This is a genomic window from Psychrobacter pasteurii (assembly GCF_900162815.1).
Lineage (GTDB): Bacteria > Pseudomonadota > Gammaproteobacteria > Pseudomonadales > Moraxellaceae > Psychrobacter > Psychrobacter pasteurii.
The window spans coordinates 1-21,184 of the sequence record NZ_FUGD01000052.1 but is presented as its reverse complement, the minus strand read 5'-3'; the positions used below and the strand labels follow the sequence as shown (position 1 = coordinate 21,184).

The window sequence follows — 21,184 nt, the reverse complement described above, 5'->3', positions numbered from 1 at the left end:
CACATATTAAAGTTGCTACCCTACATGCCGGTGTGGTGGAATTGGTAGACACGACGGATTCAAAATCCGTTGCCTTTAAAAGCGTGTCGGTTCAAGTCCGACCACCGGTACCAACACTAAAAACCCTTACAGCTCATAGCCTGTAAGGGTTTTTTATTGCCTATACTTTATTTCCTATAGCTTTTACTATTAGCTCACTTTCCTCTTTATCTTATAGAATCTGATACCCTGCCCTCAGCTAAAAATCTTCATAAGTAACCAAAAACAGTATAAAAGTAATCACATGGTAAACAGGGTTGACTATACATCAGTTTAAGGTCTAATCTAACTGAATAAGAAAACCATTAAATGTAAGGGATATTCAGTATGAAAACCAAAGCACCTAAACCTAAAAAAATCAATGAAACCTCGGGTGCTGATACAGCCAACAATACTGATATTGAAGTTTCTGTTAAACCCATTAATCCAAAAGCGGCAACCAAAACCAATAAAAAGCTGCTTAAGAATTTAGAAAAATTCACACCCAAGCACACCACAGAGTCTGGCAAAAGCGTATATTACCCAGAAGACCGACAGCGCATCGTTGATCAATTAAATAAATTACTATCAAAAGGCCACAATCTCACGATGACCAAAAAAGCGTTGGCGATGTATCACAACGTCAACACCGGCACGCTTGATAGTTGGCGAAAGGCCAATAAGATTAAAAATGAAGATACGGAGAGCATCACCACTCATAAGACACTAAAAACATCGACAACGCCTAAAACAAAAGCAACCAGGCTTGAGACTAATCCTCCAGCCGCTGACGATGACCGAAACGTGACAACAGCAGGTATGAATCATGCGACTGCTGATCAAGTGACCGACGATGAATACTTTGCAATTATTAAGAAGAAACTGGATTCGATTGAAGAGGAAATTCGCATATTTGAGAAAAGAGTGCAGGAAGCAAAAGAGTTGTTAGCAAACGAAGATAAACTAAGAAAAGAGCTTGAAACCAAACGAGAGGATTATTTACCTCCTGCTTTTAAGCGCAGTTTGGGTGAGTGATTTAGGTCATTGAAATCACGCCCCCGCCTCGTCTTTCAAGACATTGGTTTGGTGTCGCTGTCTGTGTCGCTACGTCACGATAGGACAGCGTGTTATCAGACCAAACGTGGTTTATATTCCAACGAAAATCAGGATGATTTTTCGCAGTAAAATGGATGCTAATATTCAAAACAAATCATTGATTTTTAAAGGGATTTAAAGACTGTTTTTTGATGGTTTTTTTATTTAAAAAATTACTTGACACGGTCTAATATAAGGATTATAAAAGCAACATTAAATAGCGACCCGTTCGTTATGACCACTGCTTTATAGTTATTTATACTACGTTTTACACTTACTTATATCTATCTTCCCGCTTTATATTCAGCCCCTGCGCTGTGTTTTGTCTATTAATACACTGCTTATTAGTAGATATGACAATCAAATAAAGAGGGACACCTCTCTACTTCGATAACTTCCCGTTATCTACTGAGCGCCTTATGCTCAGCTTATAAGTAACGATCAGTATTAACTAACAGCTTATTACTATTATTCTATATACATAAACTGGCACAGCGTTTTGATGTGCTGTGCTCATACCAAAGGTCTTTACGGCATGACTCGTTTATCGTTCGCTCCCCCATCTACAGGGGAGGTTGTCGACTATGGGCATCGTTTTGATGCCAGTCGCCATTGGCCAGCCTCTTTAACTTTAGGGTTTGCCGCCTATCCTGAAGCGAATACCAGCATCACCCGCATGAATGTGGCTCGCCATTATGGCCCACTTCGCGTACAGCGCGCCTTTTACCCTGAAGGACGCGATGGCTGTTGCCACGTTTACCTACTACATCCCCCAGGCGGCATTGCCAGTGGTGACTCGCTAACCATTGACGTGACGGTTTCTGAAAATGCCCATGCGCTACTCACCACGCCAGCGGCAAACAAGCTATACCGCGCCGACAGTAATAGCGTGGCTTGGGCGCAGCACACGCATCTGAAAGTTGAAGATGGCGCTACGCTTGAATGGCTTCCGCAAGAAACCTTGGCTTTCGATGGCTCACGTGGTGTACAAACGGTTGAAATTGATTTGGCCGAAACCGCAAAGTGCTTGGGCTGGGAAATCATTGGTTTAGGCCGTCCTGCCAGCGACTTACCTTATGTCAGCGGCATCATTGAGCAGCAGTTTAAACTCACCCGAAATGGATTACCACTTTGGCTAGAACGTCAATCCATCGACCCTGAACATCCACGTTTCTTAGGCAAATGGGGGCAAGGCGGCTCAACCGTTCACGCTACCCTATGGGCGGTGGGACTTGAGAATCCAACCGATGCCATTACCGAACTACGCGACAAAATTCCTGCCAGCCACAACTGGGCAGTAACCCATCGCCGCGGTGTGTTATTACTGCGCTATTTGGGCATGGAGCGTAATGAGGCATGGGCGTTATTCCAACAGGCGCGTGACATTTTGCGTCCAAGATTAATTGGTGTTGAGTCAGTGACACCTCGTATTTGGCTGACCTAGTGTTAACCCAATATCTCGACTGCTAACTTATAAAGACGATGTATTAAAACCCTGTATTAAAAAATATGTATTAAAAAACGGTCTAATAAAACCACATTCTCCCTTTGCTTATGCCCTGCTCGGCATAAGACCTAAAGAACAATAGCAATAAAAACGGAGCACATCATGGAACTTACCCCAAGAGACAAAGATAAATTAATGTTATTCACCGCCGGCTTGTTGGCCGAACGCCGCAAAGCAAAAGGGCTTAAGCTAAATTACCCAGAGGCCATTGCGCTGATTAGCTGCGCCATCATGGAAGGCGCGCGCGAGGGTCGTACTGTCGCTGAAATGATGAGCGCAGGACGCGAAATCCTAACTCGTGATGATGTGATGGAAGGGGTCCCTGAAATGATTGAAAGCATTCAGGTCGAAGCCACCTTCCCCGACGGCACCAAATTGGTGACCGTTCATACCCCGATTATCTAACACGAGCTAACGCTTAAGGAGAGCACCATGATTCCTGGTGAATATCAATTAAGAAAAGAAGACATTGAGCTGTGTGCCGATCGCGACAGCTTCGTCATTGAAGTGGCAAACACGGGAGACCGACCAATTCAAGTGGGTTCTCACTATCACTTTGCAGAAACCAATAGCGCGCTGAGCTTTGATCGTGAAAAGGCTTACGGCCACCGCCTAGCTATTCCAGCTGGCACTGCCATTCGCTTTGAGCCGGGCCAAAAACGTGAGGTTTCCCTACTGCCTTATACTGGACTGCGCCGTATCTTTGGCTTTAGAGGTGAGGTTATGGGTGATTTAGATGCCAAATCAGATTCAGGAGAAACACGATGAAAATATCTCGCGACGCCTATGCCAACATGTATGGCCCAACCACCGGTGACCGTATCCGTTTAGGAGACACCGAGCTTTGGGTAGAGATTGAAAAAGACCACACCCATTATGGTGAAGAGGTGGTATTCGGTGGCGGTAAAGTCATTCGTGATGGTATGGGGCAAAGTCAGCTGTGTTCAGACCAAGTGATGGATACCGTCATCACTAATGCTATTATTATCGACTGGTGGGGCATTGTAAAAGCAGATGTGGGCCTAAAAGACGGGCGTATCGCTGCCATCGGTAAAGCGGGTAACCCAGACACACAGCCAGATGTCGATATCATTATTGGTGCAGGCACTGAAATTATTGCTGGTGAAAACCAAATTCTAACTGCGGGCGCCGTTGATACTCACGTGCACTACATCTGCCCGCAGCAAGTTGATGAGGCGTTAATGAGTGGTCTGACCACTATGATTGGTGGCGGTACTGGTCCTGCAACAGGTTCTGTTGCAACGACCAACACCCCTGGCCCTTGGCACATTGGCAAAATGATGCAAGCCGTCGACGACCTACCCATCAATATCGGCTTCTTGGGTAAAGGTAGTGCCAGTACGCCAGAGGCGCTTGAAGAACAAGTCAAAGCCGGCGTGATGAGCTTAAAAGTTCACGAAGACTGGGCAGCAACACCAGCCACCATCAGTAACGCGCTTGATGTGGCAGACCGCTATGACATTCAGGTCGCACTACACGCGGACAGCTTGAATGAATCGGGCTTTGTTAAAGACACTTTGGACGCCTTTAAAGACCGCTGTATCCACTCGTACCACACTGAAGGCGCGGGTGGTGGACACGCCCCTGATATCATCGTGGCCTGTGGCGAGCCAAATGTATTGCCCTCATCTACCAACCCGACACGTCCTTACACTATCAATACGGTTGATGAGCATTTAGACATGCTGATGGAGTGCCACCATTTAGATCCTAACATTCCAGAAGACGTGGCCTTTGCTGACTCGCGTATTCGCCGTGAAACCATTGCTGCCGAAGATATCTTGCATGACATGGGCGCCATTTCGATGATTTCCTCGGACTCGCAAGCCATGGGCCGTATTGGTGAAGTGGTGTGTCGTACGTGGCAAACCGCGCATAAGATGCGCATTCAGCGCGGCTTATTGCCAGAAGACCAAGAGCGTGGCACCGATAACTTCCGTGTCAAACGCTACATCGCCAAATACACCATCAACCCAGCCATCACCCATGGTGTGTCACATGAAGTGGGCTCGATTGAGATTGGCAAGCTGGCTGACCTTGTGTTATGGCGTCCAAAATTCTTTGGCGTTAAGCCCTCTATCATCTTAAAAGGTGGCATGATTGCCGGCGCAGCCATGGGTGATCCAAACGCTGCTATCTCCACGCCGCAGCCTGTCCATTATCGCCGTATGTTTGGTGCCCTAGGCCGTGCAGTATCTGCAACCCGTGTCACTTTCGTTAGCCAAGCTGCGATGAATACCGGTCTTGAAGAGAAACTGGGTCTAAAAAGCCGTTTGGTCGCCTGTAAAAACGTGCGTCAAATGCGTAAAAAAGACATGAAATTAAACGATGTCTGCCCGAATTTGACGGTAGATCCAGAAACTTATGAAGTGCGCTCAGATGGTGAGTTATTAACTTGTGAGCCTTTAGCCGAAGTGCCTCTGGCTCAGCGCTATCACTTGTTTTAAATCACTTAAAGGAACACAACATGATTCAATTTACTGAAAGACTCGACAACACTGCGCATGATAGTGCCAATGTCGAAATATTTGACACCCTCACCCTGCCTTATGAGCTGCGTATTCGTGGCCGTCTAAAAGCTGAAACAGACCAAGGACACGAGGTTGGGTTGTTTTTAGACCGTGGCCCAGTGTTGCGCAGTGGTGATTTATTAAAAGCCACAACCGGTGAGATTATTAAGGTGCTTGCTGCTGATGAGCCGGTGGCCACCGCTTATATCGAAAATGGCCTGCCACTAGCCCGCCTTTGCTATCACTTGGGTAACCGCCACGTGTCTTTGGCCATTGGCTTTGATGAAGACGGCCGTCACTGGGTACGCTTTCCGCCCGACCATGTGTTAGAAGAATTGGCTGAACTATTGGGTGCAGAGCTGACTCATCATGACGCCCCATTTGACCCAGAATCAGGGGCCTATGCCCATGCTGGCCGCGAACATGCGCACAGCCATTCACATGGTCATAGCCATGATCATGGACACGGTCACCATACACACGATCACGATCATAATCACGGCCACGCACATGACCACACACACGAACAGGAAGGTGGGCATCACCATGCACACTAAAGAGCCCACCAGTGCTATTAGTGACTTGGCTTTATTGGGGCTGATTCAGTTAATCAGCCCTGCCCTGCCTATCGGTGCTTTTGCTTGGTCACAAGGGTTAGAAAGCTCGTTTGAGCTGGGCTGGGTAACTAATGAGCAAGAGCTGTACGAATGGTTGGAGGGCGTGCTCAATGACGGCTTGACCCGCTGCGAACTACCGGTGTTGGCTCGACTACAACGCTGTTGGCAAAACCATGATAGTGATGGTTTGGCCTATTGGAATAACTGGATTCATGCCAACCGCGAAACGGCTGAGCTCAGCGATGAAGATATTCGACTTGGCCTTGCGTTAACTCGGCTGCTGGCCAGTTTAGACCTTGAGCCCAAAGCTGAAAATGGCGATGCGCTCATGCCAGCAGAACCTGGTTATGTCACCATGTTTGCGTGGACAGCGCACACTCGCCATGTTCCAGTACGCCAAACGTTACTTGGCTTTGCTTGGGCTTGGCTTGAAAACCAACTGGCCGCTGCTTGTAAAGCCATGCCGCTTGGACATACTGCCGCTCAGCGTTTGAATGAACAATTACGACCCAAATTGGTTTCTGCTGTTGATACCGCACTTAGCCTATCCGATGAAGAGCTTGGCCCTATTATGCCAGGCTTGGCGCTGGGCAGTGCACAGCACGAAACGCAATACTCACGACTGTTTAGAAGCTAATCTTTATTAAAAGCCAATTATTTATCCCATCATTTGGCTTTGGCAGTTTGATTTTAATTTTACACATCGGTGTATCCATCATAAGGAAGAATAAGTTATGAAACATTGTTTACGAGTTGGCGTTGGTGGCCCAGTTGGATCTGGCAAAACAGCCCTTTTACGCCAATTATGTAGTGCGCTAAAAGACCATTACAACATTGCCGTAGTGACCAACGACATCTATACCCGCGAAGATGCTGACTTCTTATTAAAGCATGATGCCCTGCCGGCAGACCGCATCCTTGGTGTTGAAACTGGCGGCTGTCCACACACCGCTATCCGTGAAGACGCGTCTATGAACTTAGCGGCCATTGATGAGCTACAACAGCGTCACCCAGATCTAGAGTTGGTTTTAGTAGAGTCTGGTGGCGACAATCTAGCCGCTACATTTAGCCCTGAGTTATCAGACTTAACGCTGTATGTGATTGACGTGTCTGCGGGCGATAAAATCCCTCGTAAAGGCGGCCCTGGTATCACCAAATCTGACCTATTAATCATCAACAAGATTGATATCGCTGAATATGTTCATGCGTCACTAGACATCATGGAACGTGACTCGAGAAAAATGCGTGGCGAGCGCCCATTCATCTTCACTAACTTATATGACGGTGTCGGCGTAGAAGAAATCATCAGCTTTATCCTAGACAAAGGCATGCTGCCTGAGCGTCGTCCTGGCAAACAAAAAGCAGATGCCTAAGACGCTTTAATCATCATTTAATGGTTTTAATGGCCATTATGAAATACTAAAAAAACAATACCCTTAATCGTTTATAACCAGACGTTTTAACCAAGAACAATCAAATAACTAGAGGAATAAAATCATGAAAAACTTGTCTAAATTCATGCTAACTGCAGGTCTTATGCTAACCGCTACTTTTGCTTTGGCGCATCCAGGCCATGGCGAGGTTCTACATACTCACAACGCATTTTTGAGCGGTTTGATGCACCCATTTATGGGACTTGATCACTTATTAGCCATGGCTGCCATCGGTTTTTGGAGTATGCGTCAAAACAACACTATGAAGCGTGGCACCCCTCTATTCGTCGCTGGCGGTATGATTTTAGGTGCGGCAATCGCATGGGCAGGTGTGAGCCTAGCGGGTATCGAAACTGGTATCGCAATGTCAGTACTTCTAGCTGGTGTATTAATCGCGACTTTGGCCAAACTACCAACAGCGATTGGCGGTACATTAGTGGCGCTATTCATGGTTGCTCACGGTTATGCCCATGGCACAGAAATGGCCGCAGGCGCTAACATCGCCACTTACATGATTGGCTTTGTGGCAGCGACTCTAGCCATTACTTACGGTGGCCGTGCATTAGGTGCTGCTATGCAAAAATCAGACAACCGTATCACTCGTGCGTTAGGTGGCGTGGTTGCTATCATCGGTGGTGTGATGGCGGCAGGCTAATCAGCCCACTTTGATATCATCTATAACGGTTAATCGATTACTAATTATGGTTTAGCTAGAGTTAAACAAGCCCCTTTGATAGGGGCTTGTTTATTAACTTAACTAATAAAGAATTTATTCCTGAATCAAGTAATCATAAAGCGAGTCTTCTACTGGCTTATCGAGCAGGAATCTGAAATGGACGACTGGCTGTCCTTTGTCAGTCTCCCCTTGCTCAATCGAATCAGGCTCGATAGCAACGTCACCTAAATAATAAAAGTCTGTGCCTTCACCATCTTCTTTTTTGACAAACAAAAGTATTCGCTTAGAGTCGATGACGTTCTTAATCTCCGCACTGCTAAGCTTTCTGTTTGAGCGTGATTCCCAAGCAAACTCAGAAGGATTGATAAAGTGGTCGTTGTAATTAATATCACCTTCTAACTCGTCTGCTTTATGGTAGGTAACGAAGCAAGGCGTGACCTCATTCCTTGTTCTATAGCCGTAAACGGTACTACTGATATCTTGTTCCCAGTTCAATAATCGGCAAACATCCTTCCTGCTGTATTTGTGATATCTAAGTAGACCATTAACGTACTCCATTTTAGGAAAAATGGCATTAAAAGTAGCAATGGAATATTCAATCGAATCAACAAAAAATAGCTTAAACGTATTATTTGCTAATGCTGTTTTTAAGTTTTCACCTAAACTAAAGACATCATCTTCTAGCCTGATATTGTCATAGTCTTTTTTGATGAAGTTAAAGTTAATATTAATTAGCAGTGATTCAATGGTCTTATCATCAATAAAATAGCCATACGTGCTTTTTATTTCACTGATAAAATCGTCTTTGTGTAGTCTATCTTCTTCAGTCAATTGTCGTAGTAATAGACTTTCCTCAACACGCTTGCCATTATTGATATTAAGCGTAAACAGTTCTAGAAGTGTCTTTAAATCTGGTGAAACTGTGTCTTGATAATCATCTTCAACTCGATTAACGAAATTTAAATAAGACTTTGAATATGACGCGAATAACCACGGGTCTCTTGAGCCGTACTTGATGAAATCCATCATCATTGGGATTGTACCCGTCTTATGTTTTAGGTCCTCGTAGTCCTTTTTTAAGTCCGCCAACTTTTGCATATTCGCATTTTTGATAGATTCAAAAATCTTTTCTCGAGCTATCTCGTCAAAATTAACAGTCGATGCACCTGGAATTAAGTCACTGCCACTACGAATCAGTTTTCGAATGGTATCTTTGTTAAATGAACGATCACCATACAAAGCAATTGGCACCAAATAGTTATTAGAATAGTTGCCTATAAAGTCGATAACCGTTAAATAATCTTTACCCTCTGCCTTTCTCAAACCTCGGCCTAATTGCTGCACAAAGATAATGGCGGACTGAGTCGGTCTTAGCATGATAATTTGATTCACGCTCGGTATGTCGATACCTTCATTAAAAATATCTACCGTAAAAATATAGTCAATCTTGTCACTATTTTTACTTTCTAATCGTCGAATCGCCTCTAGCCTATCACTCTCTGAGCTTGCACCTGATAAAGCGATAGAAGGATAGCCCTGCCTGTTAAACTCATCGGCAAGTTGGGCTGAAATTTTATTAGTCGAGCAAAATACCAGACCTCTGACTTCTCCAGAGTCGGTACCATAAAATTTGGATTTGGCAATGATATGGTTCACTCTCTCATTGCTAGTCAGTTTGTTAAAGTCGGAATGCTCATCAATAACTTCATTATTAACGGTAATATCTGTTACTCCATAATAATGAAACGGCGATAGCATGCCTTCATCTAGCGCACGATGCAGTCTAATCTCATAAGCAAGATTGTAACTAAATAGCTCAAAGATATTGGCCCCATCTGTACGCTCTGGTGTCGCTGTCATTCCTAGTAAGAATCCAGGATTGAAGTGGTCTAGTATCGCCTTGTATGATTGCGCGCCTGCTCTGTGCGTTTCATCAATCACGATGTAGTCAAAGTGCTCAGGACTAAATAGATCTAAGTTCTCTTGTTTTGATATGGTTTGCACAGTCGAAAACAGATAGTCACACTCGGTCTCTTTGTCTTGACCTGAGAACAAGCCCATAGATATTTTAGGGTCTAATAAGCTTTTAAAAGTTCGCATTGCCTCTTCGGCAATCGTTCTTCTATGCACAATGAATAAGAACTTCTTGGGCTGATATTGCTGTACATCAAAAGCCGATAAGTAAGTTTTACCTGTCCCCGTTGCAGAGATAATAAGCGCTTTACTCTTACCTTGTTTGCGTGAATCACTTAGGTTTTTTAAAGCTTCCTGTTGCATTTGATTTGGCGTGACTGACTTAGGTATGACCTTTTCCGCTGCAACCTTAACCTGTTCTCTGAGTAGCTTTGCTCTATTCCAAATCTGTGAATACTCTTGAATAAAGTCAGGCGTAACATCTTTCGCTATCGCAAGCTCTTTATCAAATTCACTAATAACCTGCTCGTACAGCAGTCCATCATCAGTGGTTGAAACTTTTAGATTCCATTCTTTATTGGAACAAAGAGCACTTGCCGTAAGGTTACTACTGCCAATAATGACGTTGTTTGTACGACCGTGTTTAAACAAATAACCTTTTGAGTGGAAGTTATTGGTCGCAATTTTTAGAACAATATTCTTAAACTTGGACAACTTTTTTAACGCATCAGGCTGGGTAAAGTTTAAGTATTGTGAAACAAGCAGTGTTCCTTTAACGTTTCTTTTCTCAAGCTCTTGCAGACAATTAATAATGGTTGCGACACCACTATTTGTCACGAAAGCGACAGAAATATAAAACTCATCACAGCCATTTAACTCCTTTAATAAGGCAGATAAAAACTTCTTACCTTCTTTTCTATCATTGGTCAGTAAAGCAGCCTGATAATTTTTATTAGCATTATAATGTTTGTCAATAAAGCTCTTTTTCAGGCTTTGATTAAGAGATATGGCCTCAGTCATTGGTCTAATTCCTTAATCAGCTTATCAACAATAGGAACATCAGCCGCAGCCCAATCTAAGTCCCAAAGCTCACTAACATCTAGCCATTTAAATGAGATGTGTTCTGATAACTCAAGCTCTCTCGTTGGCGTAGAGCAGATAAAAGAGTGCATTTGAATCTTAAAGTCTGGGTACTCATGATTAACAGTTAAAAAGTCTTGTTCAACAGCAATATTCATTTCTAACTCTTCATGAATCTCTCTGACTACCGTATCTGATGGCAATTCGCCTGCTTCAATCTTTCCTCCAGGAAATTCAAACTTTTCTGAAATATAGTCAAATTTATTAAGCCCTCTTTGGACACAAAGTATTTTACCGTTATTTATAATAATTGCCGCCGCTACTTTCAGTTGTTTCATTAAGTTCAAACTCCTAATTGTTTTAATCAACACCTTTAAGTATTATTCTATATGTATTATAAGCATTAAATGACTGTCAAAATCGATTATCAACCAATCGTTATGTTTTTAAAGATTATATATAATGAATTAAATTATCAATACAGCGATACTTTAAAGACCTCATCCATTCGCATACTGTAATATCCCAAACCCGCTCTCAAATCAACACCCAATGCGACCCGTTAGCCAAACCTATATAATAGCGGTATGAGCCAGTCCACTATCAAAAGCCTAATCCAAGACACCCAACCGCAGCGCAAGATCATTCATCTAGATATGGATGCGTTTTATGCCAGTGTCGAGCAGCGTGATAACCCACAGCTGCGCGGTAAGCCGTTGGTGGTCGGCGGTGACCCCAGCGGCCGCGGTGTGGTGGCTGCTGCCAGTTATGAGATTCGCAAATTTGGCGTGCGCTCGGCCATGTCTTGCTATGAGGCAAAACGGCGCTGTCCTGAGGCGATATTCGTACGTCCCCGCTTTGAGGTGTATCGTCAGGTCAGTCAACAAATCCGCGAGATTATGCTCAGTCTGACCGATTTGGTCGAGCCGTTATCACTCGATGAGGCCTATCTGGATGTCACTGGGATTAAAGAACATCACGGCTCGGCCACATTGATGGCAAACTGGCTACGGGCACAAATTTATGAGCAGACCCAACTGCGCGCTTCAGCCGGTGTGTCTTTTAACAAAATGCTCGCCAAGATTGCCTCTGACATTAACAAACCCAATGGCATTGCCGTCATCACTCCCGATCAGGCCGATGCCTTTATTGCCACACTCCCTATCGAGCGCTTCCACGGTATCGGCAAGGCCACCGCCAAGCGCCTGCATGAAATGGGTATTTACACTGGCGCAGATTTGCGCGCAACGCCGGTGGACACCTTAGAATATGAGTTTGGCAAACGCGGCCGCTTTTATTCCGAAATTGCCCACGGTAATGACACACGACCGGTCAAAGCCGAACGAAAACACAAATCAGTCGGCTCAGAGACTACCTTCCGCGATAACTTGAGCGATACTGAAAGCCTGTTAGTGCAAATATTTGAACAAAACGCTGATGCTTTTGAGCAGCTGACCAAAAAAGGACGGCGTGGCCATACCATTACTCTGAAAATAAAATACGCTGACTTTACTCAGATTACCCGTTCACATACCTTGAACACGCCATTTCCTACTGCCGAATCTGCACATTATTGGCTACAAAAACTGCTCGCCGATGCCCCGCGTCATCTGCCCATTCGTTTGGTCGGGGTCACCTACTCCAATCTTACCAGTCTAGATGACCTAAACACTCAGCCTGATTTGTTTGGCTTGTAGTGTTAGCTCATAATGCATAACAACAGTTTATCGATAACTAACAGCCACTTAATAGCCAATGAATAAACAATCACAGCAACCCAAACTGAGCTAAAACCCAACTCAAAAAACTCGCATTTCTGTTAAACTACTCCCCATTGCGCGCAGCCTTGGCTTGCAGCAGACCCTCTTCTTATTTTGAACCGATTAAAGACCTCTTATGACTCAGCCTACCCCTCAAAATCAACTCGACAGCTCAAACAATATGACAACCAACATCACCGAAACAGAAGGCTATCTCAGTGTTGCTGATTATGATTATGAGCTACCCGATGAATATATTGCCCGTTATCCCCTGGCTGAGCGCAGTGCGTCACGCCTGATGTATTTGCCTGCTTCTAATATGGCGCAAACGGATGGCACTGCTGATATTCAGGACAAAAACTTCGCTGACTTGCCTGATCTTTTAGACGCAGGTGACTTGATTGTGTTTAACGATACAAAGGTGATGAAAGCACGCTTATTTGGCCAAAAAGACACCGGTGGCAAAGTAGAAGTTTTGGTTGAAAGACTGACCGATGATGTTGAGTTCACTACTGATGAGAACGGACAAAGCTTTGATAATGTGGCGTTATGCCATGTGCGTGCCAGCAAGGCGCCAAAGTTAGGGCAGACGCTTTTATTAGGTGATGGCCATATAGAATGTGTGATGATTGGCCGTCATGAAAACCTATTTATTTTAAGTTTCAAAAATCCAATCCTGCCGGACTTAGAGCAGTATGGTGAATTGCCAATTCCGCCGTACTTTGAACGTCATGCCGATGAAACTGACAATGTGCGTTATCAAACCGTGTTTCATGACCCGACCAAACTTGCCAGCGTGGCTGCTCCGACAGCGAGCCTGCACTTTGATGATAAAGTGTTGCAGCAACTGGCCGATAAAGGCGTTAACACCGCTTATGTCACCTTGCACGTTGGCGCTGGCACCTTTGCGCCGGTAAAGACCGACAATTTACTCAATCACACCATGCACAGCGAGTATGCCAACTTGCCGCAAGACACCGCAGATTTGATTAATCAAACCCATCAAAACGGCAATAAAGTGATTGCCATTGGCACCACAGTGACCCGCGTACTTGAGACCGCGTATCAAAAGACGGCCAATGACCAAGGCGAGGTTTCTGCTTGGTCTGGCGATACCGATATCTTTATCTATCCTGGCTTTAAGTTTGGCGTGATTGATAAGCTGTTGACCAACTTTCACTTACCCAAATCAACGCTACTAATGTTGGTCTCTGCCTTTGCCGGTAAAGCCCCTATCGAGCAGGCTTATGAACATGCCGTTGCTCAAAAGTACCGCTTCTTTAGTTATGGTGATGCCATGTTGCTTGAGCGAAACGAGTCATAATCATCGCTAATAACACACTATTTATGATTTATGTAGACCTTTATAAATACCCTAACCCCGTTCCATTGTTGTGACGGGGTATAACAAATGAGATACCGCCATGCATACTCTTACTCCCGTTGATGCCACTGCCACCAAAGCCGAAAAATACGAGCTGCTCCTTAAGCAAGCCGAAGCCATTTTAAGCAGTGAAAGTGATTTAATTGCTAATATGGCTAACCTAACGGCCTTGTTAAAAGACACCTTTAACTGGTTTTGGATTGGGTTTTATCGAGTTGATACTGAGTCGAATCAGCTAATCCTTGCCCCATTCCAAGGACCACTGGCGTGCACTCGTATCAATCATGGCAAAGGTGTGTGCGGTGAAGTTTGGGCAACAGGAAAAACTCAAATTGTCGATGATGTGAATGCTCATCCGAATCACATTGCTTGCTCGTCTCTATCACAGTCAGAGATTGTGGTTCCGGTAAGAAATGAAGCCGGCGAGATTACCGCTGTGTTGGACATTGATTCGGATCAACTAGCAACGTTTGATGAAGTCGATGGGCAATATTTGGAGCAGTTGGTTGAGTTGCTTAAGTAAGTTTGGTTAAATCGCCTTTGTTCAATAAAACCTTCAATAACCACAAAAAAGCAGAGTCAAATGACTCTGCTTTTTTACTTTCAAAACATTAAGACACTTTTGGATGCGCAAAGTGCAGTTGACGATCACAGCCATAAGACACCGCTGTTTTATCCGCTTTGATATAACCAATATGCTGCCAGCCGTTATCTTCTGGCTTCGTGGCCGTTTCCGAAACATATATCGCAAAATCACGGGTGATATTTTTCGCACTCTCTTGTGGAGTTAAAGCAAACTCCTGACGAAAATCAACGCCTGGATTTATCTGATAATTCACCGGTTTTATCGGCGACAGCATCATATATTTCGGTGAAACTGGATTGGCATCCGCGGTCAAACCCATCTGGGCAATACCGTTTATCGGCCGCATACCCGCGTCTTTATCAGCTTTAGAAAATATCGGGCCAATTTTTAATTCCAAACTCAAAACACTAAAGCGAAATCCGATTTTAGGCTTGTTGGTCAAAGGAGCGACAAACACGCTATCTCTACGAGCACCGGTCAATACATCAGCGACAAAAAAGCTCTCGGTAGTAACATTCTGTGTGGGGTCATTGGTGCCAAATATCTTGCCAGCCATGCCGAATGCTTGGTGTTCGCCTTGTTTGGTATCCGATAACGCCACGGATAAACGCCCGATAAACAGTGACTTAGCATCTTTAGCAAACATACCGGTGTAGGGTTGACCTTCGCCGTTTTTACCCGATTCGGTTATCTGCCACGTGCCTGCCATACAGATGCCATTGCTATGCACCAGCTTATCTAGTCGTTCGTAATAGTCAGCCTCGTCATTTAAGGTTTGCTCTGATCGGCTCGCCAGTTTTTCCCTGACCTTTTTGGTAAATTGACGTGAGCTAACCTTATAGGCAGGCAATTGTCCTGCTTCATATACCGCCAATTCTTGTTGAATTTCAGAGTCAATTTTCTCACCACTTACCTCAGGCTGCAGTGCTTCATTAAACACCACATCATAGACTTGCTGATAGGAGCTGGCTGAAGCATGCTGCACGGTGATCAAAGAGGCAGCAGTGACGAGTGAGAACAGACTGACTTGAGATAAGAGGCGTGCTGACATCATTTTTGAACGGGCTAAACAGATCATGGTTATGTCCTTATATTGATCTACTACAGCCTTCATTGTATACCAGTTGGGCTTGGGTCCTCTGAGTTATATGTATCCGCTGAACTGTATACACCCCTATATATAGATAACTTTATGACAGACAACGCCAAACCATACATAGTGATAGCAGCCTACTCACCATATATAGGTATAAAAAATGCCCTCCAATCATTAGATTAAAGGGCATCATTTACTATTCAATTTTAAGCAGTTTGTTGGCTTATTTTAACTCAAGTGGCGGAACGTCTTGACCACGTTTTTGATAAAAATCAGCCACAAATTCGTCAAAGGTATCATTATCAATCGCATCACGAATACCTTGCATCAAGCGCTGATAGTAACGCAGGTTATGAATGGTCGCTAACTGTGCGCCCAGCATCTCTTTACACTTGTTCAGATGATACAAGTAAGCGCGGGTGAAGTTTTGGCAACAGTAGCAGTCACATTCTGGATCTAGTGGGCCCATATCTTCACGGTATTGACTATTACGAATACGCACAATACCTTGGTTTTCTTCATTACCCGTCACGAAATAATGACCATTACGCGCGTTACGAGTCGGCATTACGCAATCGAACATATCTACGCCACGGCGCACCGCTTCTAAGATGTCTTCTGGCTTACCCACACCCATTAAGTAGCGAGGTTTGTCCGCAGGCATCAGCTCAGGCATGTAGTTTAAGACGCTGATCATCTCTTCTTTAGGCTCACCCACTGATAGACCACCAATGGCATAACCGTCAAAGCCAATGTCTAGCAGACCTTCCATCGACTGACGACGCAAATCTTCATACATACTGCCCTGCACAATACCAAATAATGCGTTGGTATTGCCTAGCTTGTTATGCTCATCCACGCAGCGCTGACCCCAGCGTAGTGACAGCTCAAGTGACTTCTGGGCTTCAGAATAGGTGGCCGGATATGGTGTACATTCATCAAACTGCATGACGATGTCAGAGTTTAATGAGTACTGAATTTGCATTGATTTTTCAGGCGATAAGAATACTTTAGCACCATCAATGGGTGATTTGAACGCCACGCCCTCTTCGGTAATTTTACGCATGGCACCCAGACTGAACACTTGGAAGCCGCCTGAGTCGGTCAAAATAGGCTTATTCCAGTTCATAAACTGATGTAAACCACCAAATTTATCAATCACTTCAGTACCAGGACGCAGCCATAAGTGGAAGGTATTACCTAAGATAATATCAGCACCAATGTCTTCGATGTCACGGGGCAACATGCCTTTAACCGTGCCATAAGTACCAACCGGCATGAAAGCTGGGGTTCTAATCTCGCCGTGAGCAAGAGTGACGGTGCCTCGGCGCGCACGTGATTCGCCCGCGGCAGTTTTGTGTAGGGTAAATTGCATAGCATTAACTCAGAGTTATAGATTCAAAATGAAGGGGTTAGTTAAAACGTACAGAATTAAGAATTGAAATAAGCAAAAATTCACTTATTTAAATATATGTTCATGAATATCGATAATTATACCATTGCCGTCAAATCAACGGGGGACATTCGACAAACAACGCTCAGCTAATTTTAAAATTTGCTAGTAATCACAAGTTTACTTTGTTATAAAAGCAAGGCAGCCTTTTATTAGGCATGATTAATTACGGCGGCTTGCCCTTTTTTTTATTTTATAACATCGTCTGTCTGCTCTCATTAATGAGCCTATCAGTAAGGCGAGGAACCTTCTATGAGCTTAAGAGTCATTATTGCCCTTATTGTTATCCTGTTGTTAATTGTTTTATTTTTCATTATTTTTCGCAGTGAAAGCTCGGCCACCAAATCCCGAGAACTGGCCAAACCTAATAAACAGCCTAACCCCAATAATAATGCCGATGTTAATAAACCTCAAGCACGGGCGACCTATGTCAGCACCAATGGCAATACTGACCAGCTAAACAGTCAACAACCCTTGGAGCAAAATGAGGAGGCCGAAACAGTAACTTCAGCTTCTAACGCAGTTGAAAACGAGCTGCCCGAGACGCCTCAAGCTGAACTGGATCCGGCTGAGACAACCGAACAACCTTTGTTGGATGAAGATGAATTACAACAGATGTTGGACGAAGCAGGCCCCGAGTTAGAAGAAGACTTATTTAAACAAGTGGACTTGGTTGAAGAACCAGAAGCAGAAGTTATCGCAGAGCCAGAGCCAGAGCCAGAGCCAGAGCCAGAGCCAGAGCCAGAGCCAGAGCCAGAGAATAAAACCAGCTCAGTAGAAAATCAACTGCCAAAAACCAGTATTTTTACCCTAGCTCCTATTAAGATTCAAAGCCCTGAGGAGCGTCAGGCTGCTGCTATTCAGCCTGAAGAGGAAGTGGCTCCTGAGAGTTTATTGGCTGAAACTGAAACTGAAACTGAAACTGAAACTGAAACTGAAACTGAAACTGAAGACAGTATGCAGGCTTTCGACTTTATTAAACAGTTAGACAGCGTGCAGTTAACTTTAGATTTAGCCCAGCAATACTTAGATGTGGGAGAATACGATAGTGCCAAACGCTTGGTGCAAGAAGTAATTGAAGGTCAAGGTACTGCCGAACAAAAAGCATTTGCTCAGTCGCTACTTGATCGCTTGTATTAATTTCTGGAGGTGTCTTTATATAGCACTTCCTAAATAATACTTTATGCCCAAAATCTAACACTCAAAGCTATTTGTAGACTTTTATCATGACAGAAAATAAAACAGACAGCTCAACCGGCCATAATCTAAATCAAGCCACTTCCAACAAAGTGCAACTTATCTATGCCGGCGGGACTTTTGGCAGCTATGGAAAACCTTTATCAGCCTTGCCAGCAACGATTTTTTTGCCTTTGTTAATGGATAAGGTCAGACAAAACCTGACCAGCAATATAGAGGTTTTAGAAAATAGTTGTGTAAAAGACAGCAGTCAGCTGTCACCTTCAGATTTCAGTCACTTCTTTCAGTTAATTTTAAACCGGTATGCCCAAGGCTATCGCCATTTTTTGCTAATCACTGGGACAGATACCCTTAGCTACTTGGGTTCGTTTTTGGCAGAAGCTTTTGCCGGATCTGATGTCTCGTTGGCACTTACCGCAAGCATGCGTCCTTTATTTGATGCCAACGACATTCACAATTACAATATTGACCCTCATAGTGATGCTTGGGGCAATCTATCGGACGCTATTGGTTTGGCCGCTCACGGAGAGTCAGGTGTATTTGTGACCTTCGCTGGTGAATCATGGCCGGCACAAACCGTTCAAAAAATTCACAGTCATGATTTAATGGCATTTACCGGTCATACTCGTGCTGGCTATCCTGCCAATAGTTATCTGAAGTCGCTACCCACAGCCCGCCGACGCAACTGGATAGAAGACACTCAAGCCAAACTAGAAGTCATTACTTCCCAAGCCAAAGCGGCTATTATTCCTACTATTTATTGTGTTCCTAATAGTGGCGAGTGGTTAAGTTCTCAATTGACTGCGCTCATTGAGTTGCCTCCTACGGGCATCATACTCATGGGTTTTGGGGCCGGTAACATTCCCTTTAGTGAGCAGCTGGCTCAAACTTTGGATAAGCTTTATCAGCATGGTCACATCGTAGTTTGTACCACTCAGTGCCCTTATGGCGGCGTAAGTGAAGCTTATGCGGCAGGCAGCTGGCAGTATGAGCATCACGTATTTTCTGCTGGCCGATTGACCGTCCCTGCTGTCTATGCCCGCCTACTTTGGTTACACTTGGCCTTTGATACCCCTGCTCGTCGTCGCCAACGTTGGAGCTATAGTGTTGGTAAACAGTAAGTAACTTCATTTCAATCAAAGTCAGTAAGCCCTTATAATATGCCCTGAACTTTGTAGTACTGACTCGTTTAGGACTTATTTAACTGTTTACTTGTTTAGTGCTTACTATTTTTTACTTATGTAGTGCTTACTATTTTTGATACTTCAACTTTGGCTAAATTCATGACCTCTAATATCGAACCCTCTGACTCCGTGACTGACACCCCTGCTCAAGCTACTAACCCCTTACAAACTTATGCCCTGGGTATCGAGTTTAATGGGGCTAACTATCGAGGTTGGCAGCGACAGCAAGAGGTGTTGTGTGTGCAGCAGGTGGTGGAAGAGACGCTCAGCAAAATTGCCAATGAGCCCATCGAGGTTGTGGCAGCAGGTCGCACAGATGCTGGCGTGCACGGGGGCAATATGCTCGCTCATTTTAGAACCAGTGCCAAGCGCGGTATTTATAACTGGCTTCGCGGCGCTAACAGCTTATTGCCTGATGACATTGCCATACGCTGGATACAGCCGATGCCTGATGAGTTTCATGCCCGCTTTGGTGCTATCGCTCGTCGCTATCGCTATATCACTTTAAATCAGCCACAGCGACCGGCCATGCTTAATCATTTGGTTACCCACATTCATGAGCCACTTGATTTGGCCTTGATGCAGCAAACTGCCGAGCACATTGTCGGCACTCATGATTTTAGTAGCTTTCGAGCTGCTGCCTGTCAATCCAATCAGCCCGTACGTAATATTCATCATGCCAAACTATTTGAGCATGGGCAGTTTATCGTGTTTGATATTCAAGCTGATGGGTTTTTGCATCACATGGTCAGAAACCTTATGGGCACTCTATTCGCCATTGGTAAGGGCGAATTACAGCCTGAGGATTACTTGCGTATTTTGCAGGCCAAAGACCGCACTATTGCTCCGCCGACCGCCTCACCAGATGGGCTATATTTTATCAATGCCTACTATCCTGAGCCGTATCAACAACTGCTACCTAAACTTCCTTTGGCCCCACAATGGTTGAACTTAGCCGAGTAAATTTTAGGTAACTAGCAAATTAAACCGGCTTTATCAAGTCATTAGTCCTTAAAATTTGCTTAATGATTAGAATTTGCGTATAATGACTGCCTACAATTCTTTTTGAACGGGTTAACCCAAATAATTATGGCAAAAAAAGACGACATTATTGAATTTGAAGGCGAAGTCATTGACACCCTTCCTAATACACTTTTCAAAGTGCGCCTTGAAAATGGACATGAGATTATTGCCCATATTTCAGGTAAAATGCGCAAACACTACATCCGTATTTTAACCGGTGATAAGGTTAAAGTTGAGATGACTCCATACGACTTAACCAAAGGTCGTATTACTTACCGTGGTAAAACCTAATAGCTCAATAAGCTATAAATCAGGTTTACCCTAGACTGCTGCAATTAAATTGTTATGCAGTCTTGACTTCCTCCCCTCGCTAAACCGAGGGGATTCCTACAGCTAGACGGTCAAGCCCGACCGCAAGGATGTTCTTAGCAGCATTGATATCTCTATCATGCCATGTGCCACACTCAGCACAAGCCCATCCTCTTATTCGCAAGCCTGCTCTACCTTTCGGACTACTGTCACTTATTTTATGGCAGTACGAGCAGGTCTGGGTAGTGTAACTCTCATTTACGATCTCAAGCTGACAACCTGCATGCTTGCATTTATATCCCAGTTGTCGTTTAAGTTCAA

21 protein-coding genes and 1 tRNA gene are annotated in these 21,184 nt (G+C 44.4%); 17 read left to right on the top strand and 5 right to left on the bottom strand.

The annotated features are described in order from the left end of the window. Positions 1 to 26 precede the first annotated feature (26 nt). The 10 genes from A1232T_RS03160 to A1232T_RS03115 all read left to right on the top strand — a co-directional run bounded on the left by A1232T_RS03160 (position 27) and on the right by A1232T_RS03115 (position 7,856). Positions 27 to 113, top strand: a tRNA-Leu gene (locus tag A1232T_RS03160). 253 nt (positions 114 to 366) lie between these two features. Continuing rightward, positions 367 to 1,053, top strand: coding sequence for a hypothetical protein (locus tag A1232T_RS03155; RefSeq protein ID WP_077448020.1), 687 nt, complete (start codon positions 367 to 369; stop codon positions 1,051 to 1,053). A 595-nt stretch (positions 1,054 to 1,648) separates the two neighbouring features. Further along, positions 1,649 to 2,557 carry an urease accessory protein UreD gene (locus tag A1232T_RS03150; protein WP_077448019.1) on the top strand — a complete coding sequence of 303 codons (909 nt, stop codon included), beginning with the start codon at positions 1,649 to 1,651 and terminating at the stop codon, positions 2,555 to 2,557. 165 nt (positions 2,558 to 2,722) lie between these two features. Next, complete coding sequence (gene ureA / locus A1232T_RS03145) at positions 2,723 to 3,025, top strand: urease subunit gamma (RefSeq protein WP_077448018.1); 303 nt, start codon at positions 2,723 to 2,725, stop codon at positions 3,023 to 3,025. A 27-nt stretch (positions 3,026 to 3,052) separates the two neighbouring features. Further along, positions 3,053 to 3,388, top strand: a complete 336-nt coding sequence (locus A1232T_RS03140) for an urease subunit beta (RefSeq protein ID WP_077448017.1) — start codon at positions 3,053 to 3,055, stop codon at positions 3,386 to 3,388. Next, positions 3,385 to 5,088, top strand: a complete 1,704-nt coding sequence (ureC, locus tag A1232T_RS03135) for an urease subunit alpha (RefSeq protein ID WP_077448016.1) — start codon at positions 3,385 to 3,387, stop codon at positions 5,086 to 5,088. Before A1232T_RS03140 ends, ureC begins: the two co-directional genes overlap by 4 nt. A 20-nt stretch (positions 5,089 to 5,108) precedes the next feature. Further along, complete coding sequence (gene ureE / locus A1232T_RS03130) at positions 5,109 to 5,708, top strand: urease accessory protein UreE (protein ID WP_077448015.1); 600 nt, start codon at positions 5,109 to 5,111, stop codon at positions 5,706 to 5,708. Then, complete coding sequence (locus tag A1232T_RS03125) at positions 5,662 to 6,405, top strand: urease accessory protein UreF (protein ID WP_244152355.1); 744 nt, start codon at positions 5,662 to 5,664, stop codon at positions 6,403 to 6,405. Before ureE ends, A1232T_RS03125 begins: the two co-directional genes overlap by 47 nt. 97 nt (positions 6,406 to 6,502) lie before the next feature. Then, positions 6,503 to 7,141, top strand: coding sequence for an urease accessory protein UreG (gene ureG / locus A1232T_RS03120; RefSeq protein ID WP_077448013.1), 639 nt, complete (start codon positions 6,503 to 6,505; stop codon positions 7,139 to 7,141). A gap of 124 nt (positions 7,142 to 7,265) precedes the next feature. Further along, positions 7,266 to 7,856 carry a HupE/UreJ family protein gene (locus A1232T_RS03115; protein WP_077448012.1) on the top strand — a complete coding sequence of 197 codons (591 nt, stop codon included), beginning with the start codon at positions 7,266 to 7,268 and terminating at the stop codon, positions 7,854 to 7,856. 114 nt (positions 7,857 to 7,970) lie between these two features. On the opposite strand, the gene A1232T_RS03110 is transcribed toward A1232T_RS03115, so the two are convergent. Further along, positions 7,971 to 10,811, bottom strand: a complete 2,841-nt coding sequence (locus A1232T_RS03110; RefSeq protein WP_077448011.1) for a DEAD/DEAH box helicase — start codon at positions 10,809 to 10,811, stop codon at positions 7,971 to 7,973. Further along, the gene (locus A1232T_RS03105; RefSeq protein WP_077448010.1) at positions 10,808 to 11,209 is read right to left on the bottom strand and encodes a (deoxy)nucleoside triphosphate pyrophosphohydrolase; all 402 of its coding nucleotides are present in this window, start codon (positions 11,207 to 11,209) and stop codon (positions 10,808 to 10,810) included. The genes A1232T_RS03110 and A1232T_RS03105 overlap by 4 nt, the downstream gene beginning before the upstream one ends. A 249-nt stretch (positions 11,210 to 11,458) precedes the next feature. Between A1232T_RS03105 and dinB the strand changes: the two genes are divergently transcribed. The 3 genes from dinB to A1232T_RS03090 all read left to right on the top strand — a co-directional run bounded on the left by dinB (position 11,459) and on the right by A1232T_RS03090 (position 14,538). After that, positions 11,459 to 12,568 (top strand): DNA polymerase IV, encoded by a 1,110-nt coding sequence (gene dinB / locus A1232T_RS03100; RefSeq protein ID WP_077448009.1) that lies wholly within the window; start codon positions 11,459 to 11,461, stop codon positions 12,566 to 12,568. A gap of 199 nt (positions 12,569 to 12,767) precedes the next feature. Then, the gene (gene queA, locus A1232T_RS03095) at positions 12,768 to 13,955 is read left to right on the top strand and encodes a tRNA preQ1(34) S-adenosylmethionine ribosyltransferase-isomerase QueA (RefSeq protein ID WP_077448008.1); all 1,188 of its coding nucleotides are present in this window, start codon (positions 12,768 to 12,770) and stop codon (positions 13,953 to 13,955) included. A gap of 100 nt (positions 13,956 to 14,055) precedes the next feature. Next, on the top strand, positions 14,056 to 14,538 hold the full coding sequence (locus tag A1232T_RS03090; RefSeq protein WP_077448007.1) for a GAF domain-containing protein: 483 nt from the start codon (positions 14,056 to 14,058) through the stop codon (positions 14,536 to 14,538). 88 nt (positions 14,539 to 14,626) lie between these two features. Here the strand turns inward: A1232T_RS03090 and A1232T_RS03085 are convergent, their stop codons facing one another. Both A1232T_RS03085 and tgt read right to left on the bottom strand, forming a co-directional pair. Beyond that, positions 14,627 to 15,679: a hypothetical protein gene (locus A1232T_RS03085; protein ID WP_077448006.1), complete on the bottom strand. Its 1,053-nt coding sequence runs from the start codon at positions 15,677 to 15,679 to the stop codon at positions 14,627 to 14,629. Between the two features lie 241 nt (positions 15,680 to 15,920). Next, positions 15,921 to 17,072, bottom strand: coding sequence for a tRNA guanosine(34) transglycosylase Tgt (gene tgt, locus A1232T_RS03080; RefSeq protein WP_077448005.1), 1,152 nt, complete (start codon positions 17,070 to 17,072; stop codon positions 15,921 to 15,923). Positions 17,073 to 17,402: 330 nt separating this feature from the next. Between tgt and A1232T_RS03075 the strand changes: the two genes are divergently transcribed. The 4 genes from A1232T_RS03075 to infA all read left to right on the top strand — a co-directional run bounded on the left by A1232T_RS03075 (position 17,403) and on the right by infA (position 20,845). Then, on the top strand, positions 17,403 to 18,290 hold the full coding sequence (locus A1232T_RS03075; protein ID WP_077448004.1) for a FimV/HubP family polar landmark protein: 888 nt from the start codon (positions 17,403 to 17,405) through the stop codon (positions 18,288 to 18,290). Positions 18,291 to 18,376: 86 nt separating this feature from the next. Then, positions 18,377 to 19,468 carry an asparaginase gene (locus A1232T_RS03070; RefSeq protein WP_077448003.1) on the top strand — a complete coding sequence of 364 codons (1,092 nt, stop codon included), beginning with the start codon at positions 18,377 to 18,379 and terminating at the stop codon, positions 19,466 to 19,468. A gap of 162 nt (positions 19,469 to 19,630) precedes the next feature. Beyond that, positions 19,631 to 20,494: a tRNA pseudouridine(38-40) synthase TruA gene (gene truA / locus A1232T_RS03065; RefSeq protein WP_244152354.1), complete on the top strand. Its 864-nt coding sequence runs from the start codon at positions 19,631 to 19,633 to the stop codon at positions 20,492 to 20,494. A gap of 126 nt (positions 20,495 to 20,620) precedes the next feature. Then, positions 20,621 to 20,845 carry a translation initiation factor IF-1 gene (infA, locus tag A1232T_RS03060; RefSeq protein WP_011961149.1) on the top strand — a complete coding sequence of 75 codons (225 nt, stop codon included), beginning with the start codon at positions 20,621 to 20,623 and terminating at the stop codon, positions 20,843 to 20,845. 79 nt (positions 20,846 to 20,924) lie between these two features. Here the strand turns inward: infA and A1232T_RS03050 are convergent. After that, the coding region (locus A1232T_RS03050) for a zinc ribbon domain-containing protein (RefSeq protein ID WP_143513941.1) at positions 20,925 to 21,184 on the bottom strand (260 nt) is incomplete at its 5' end.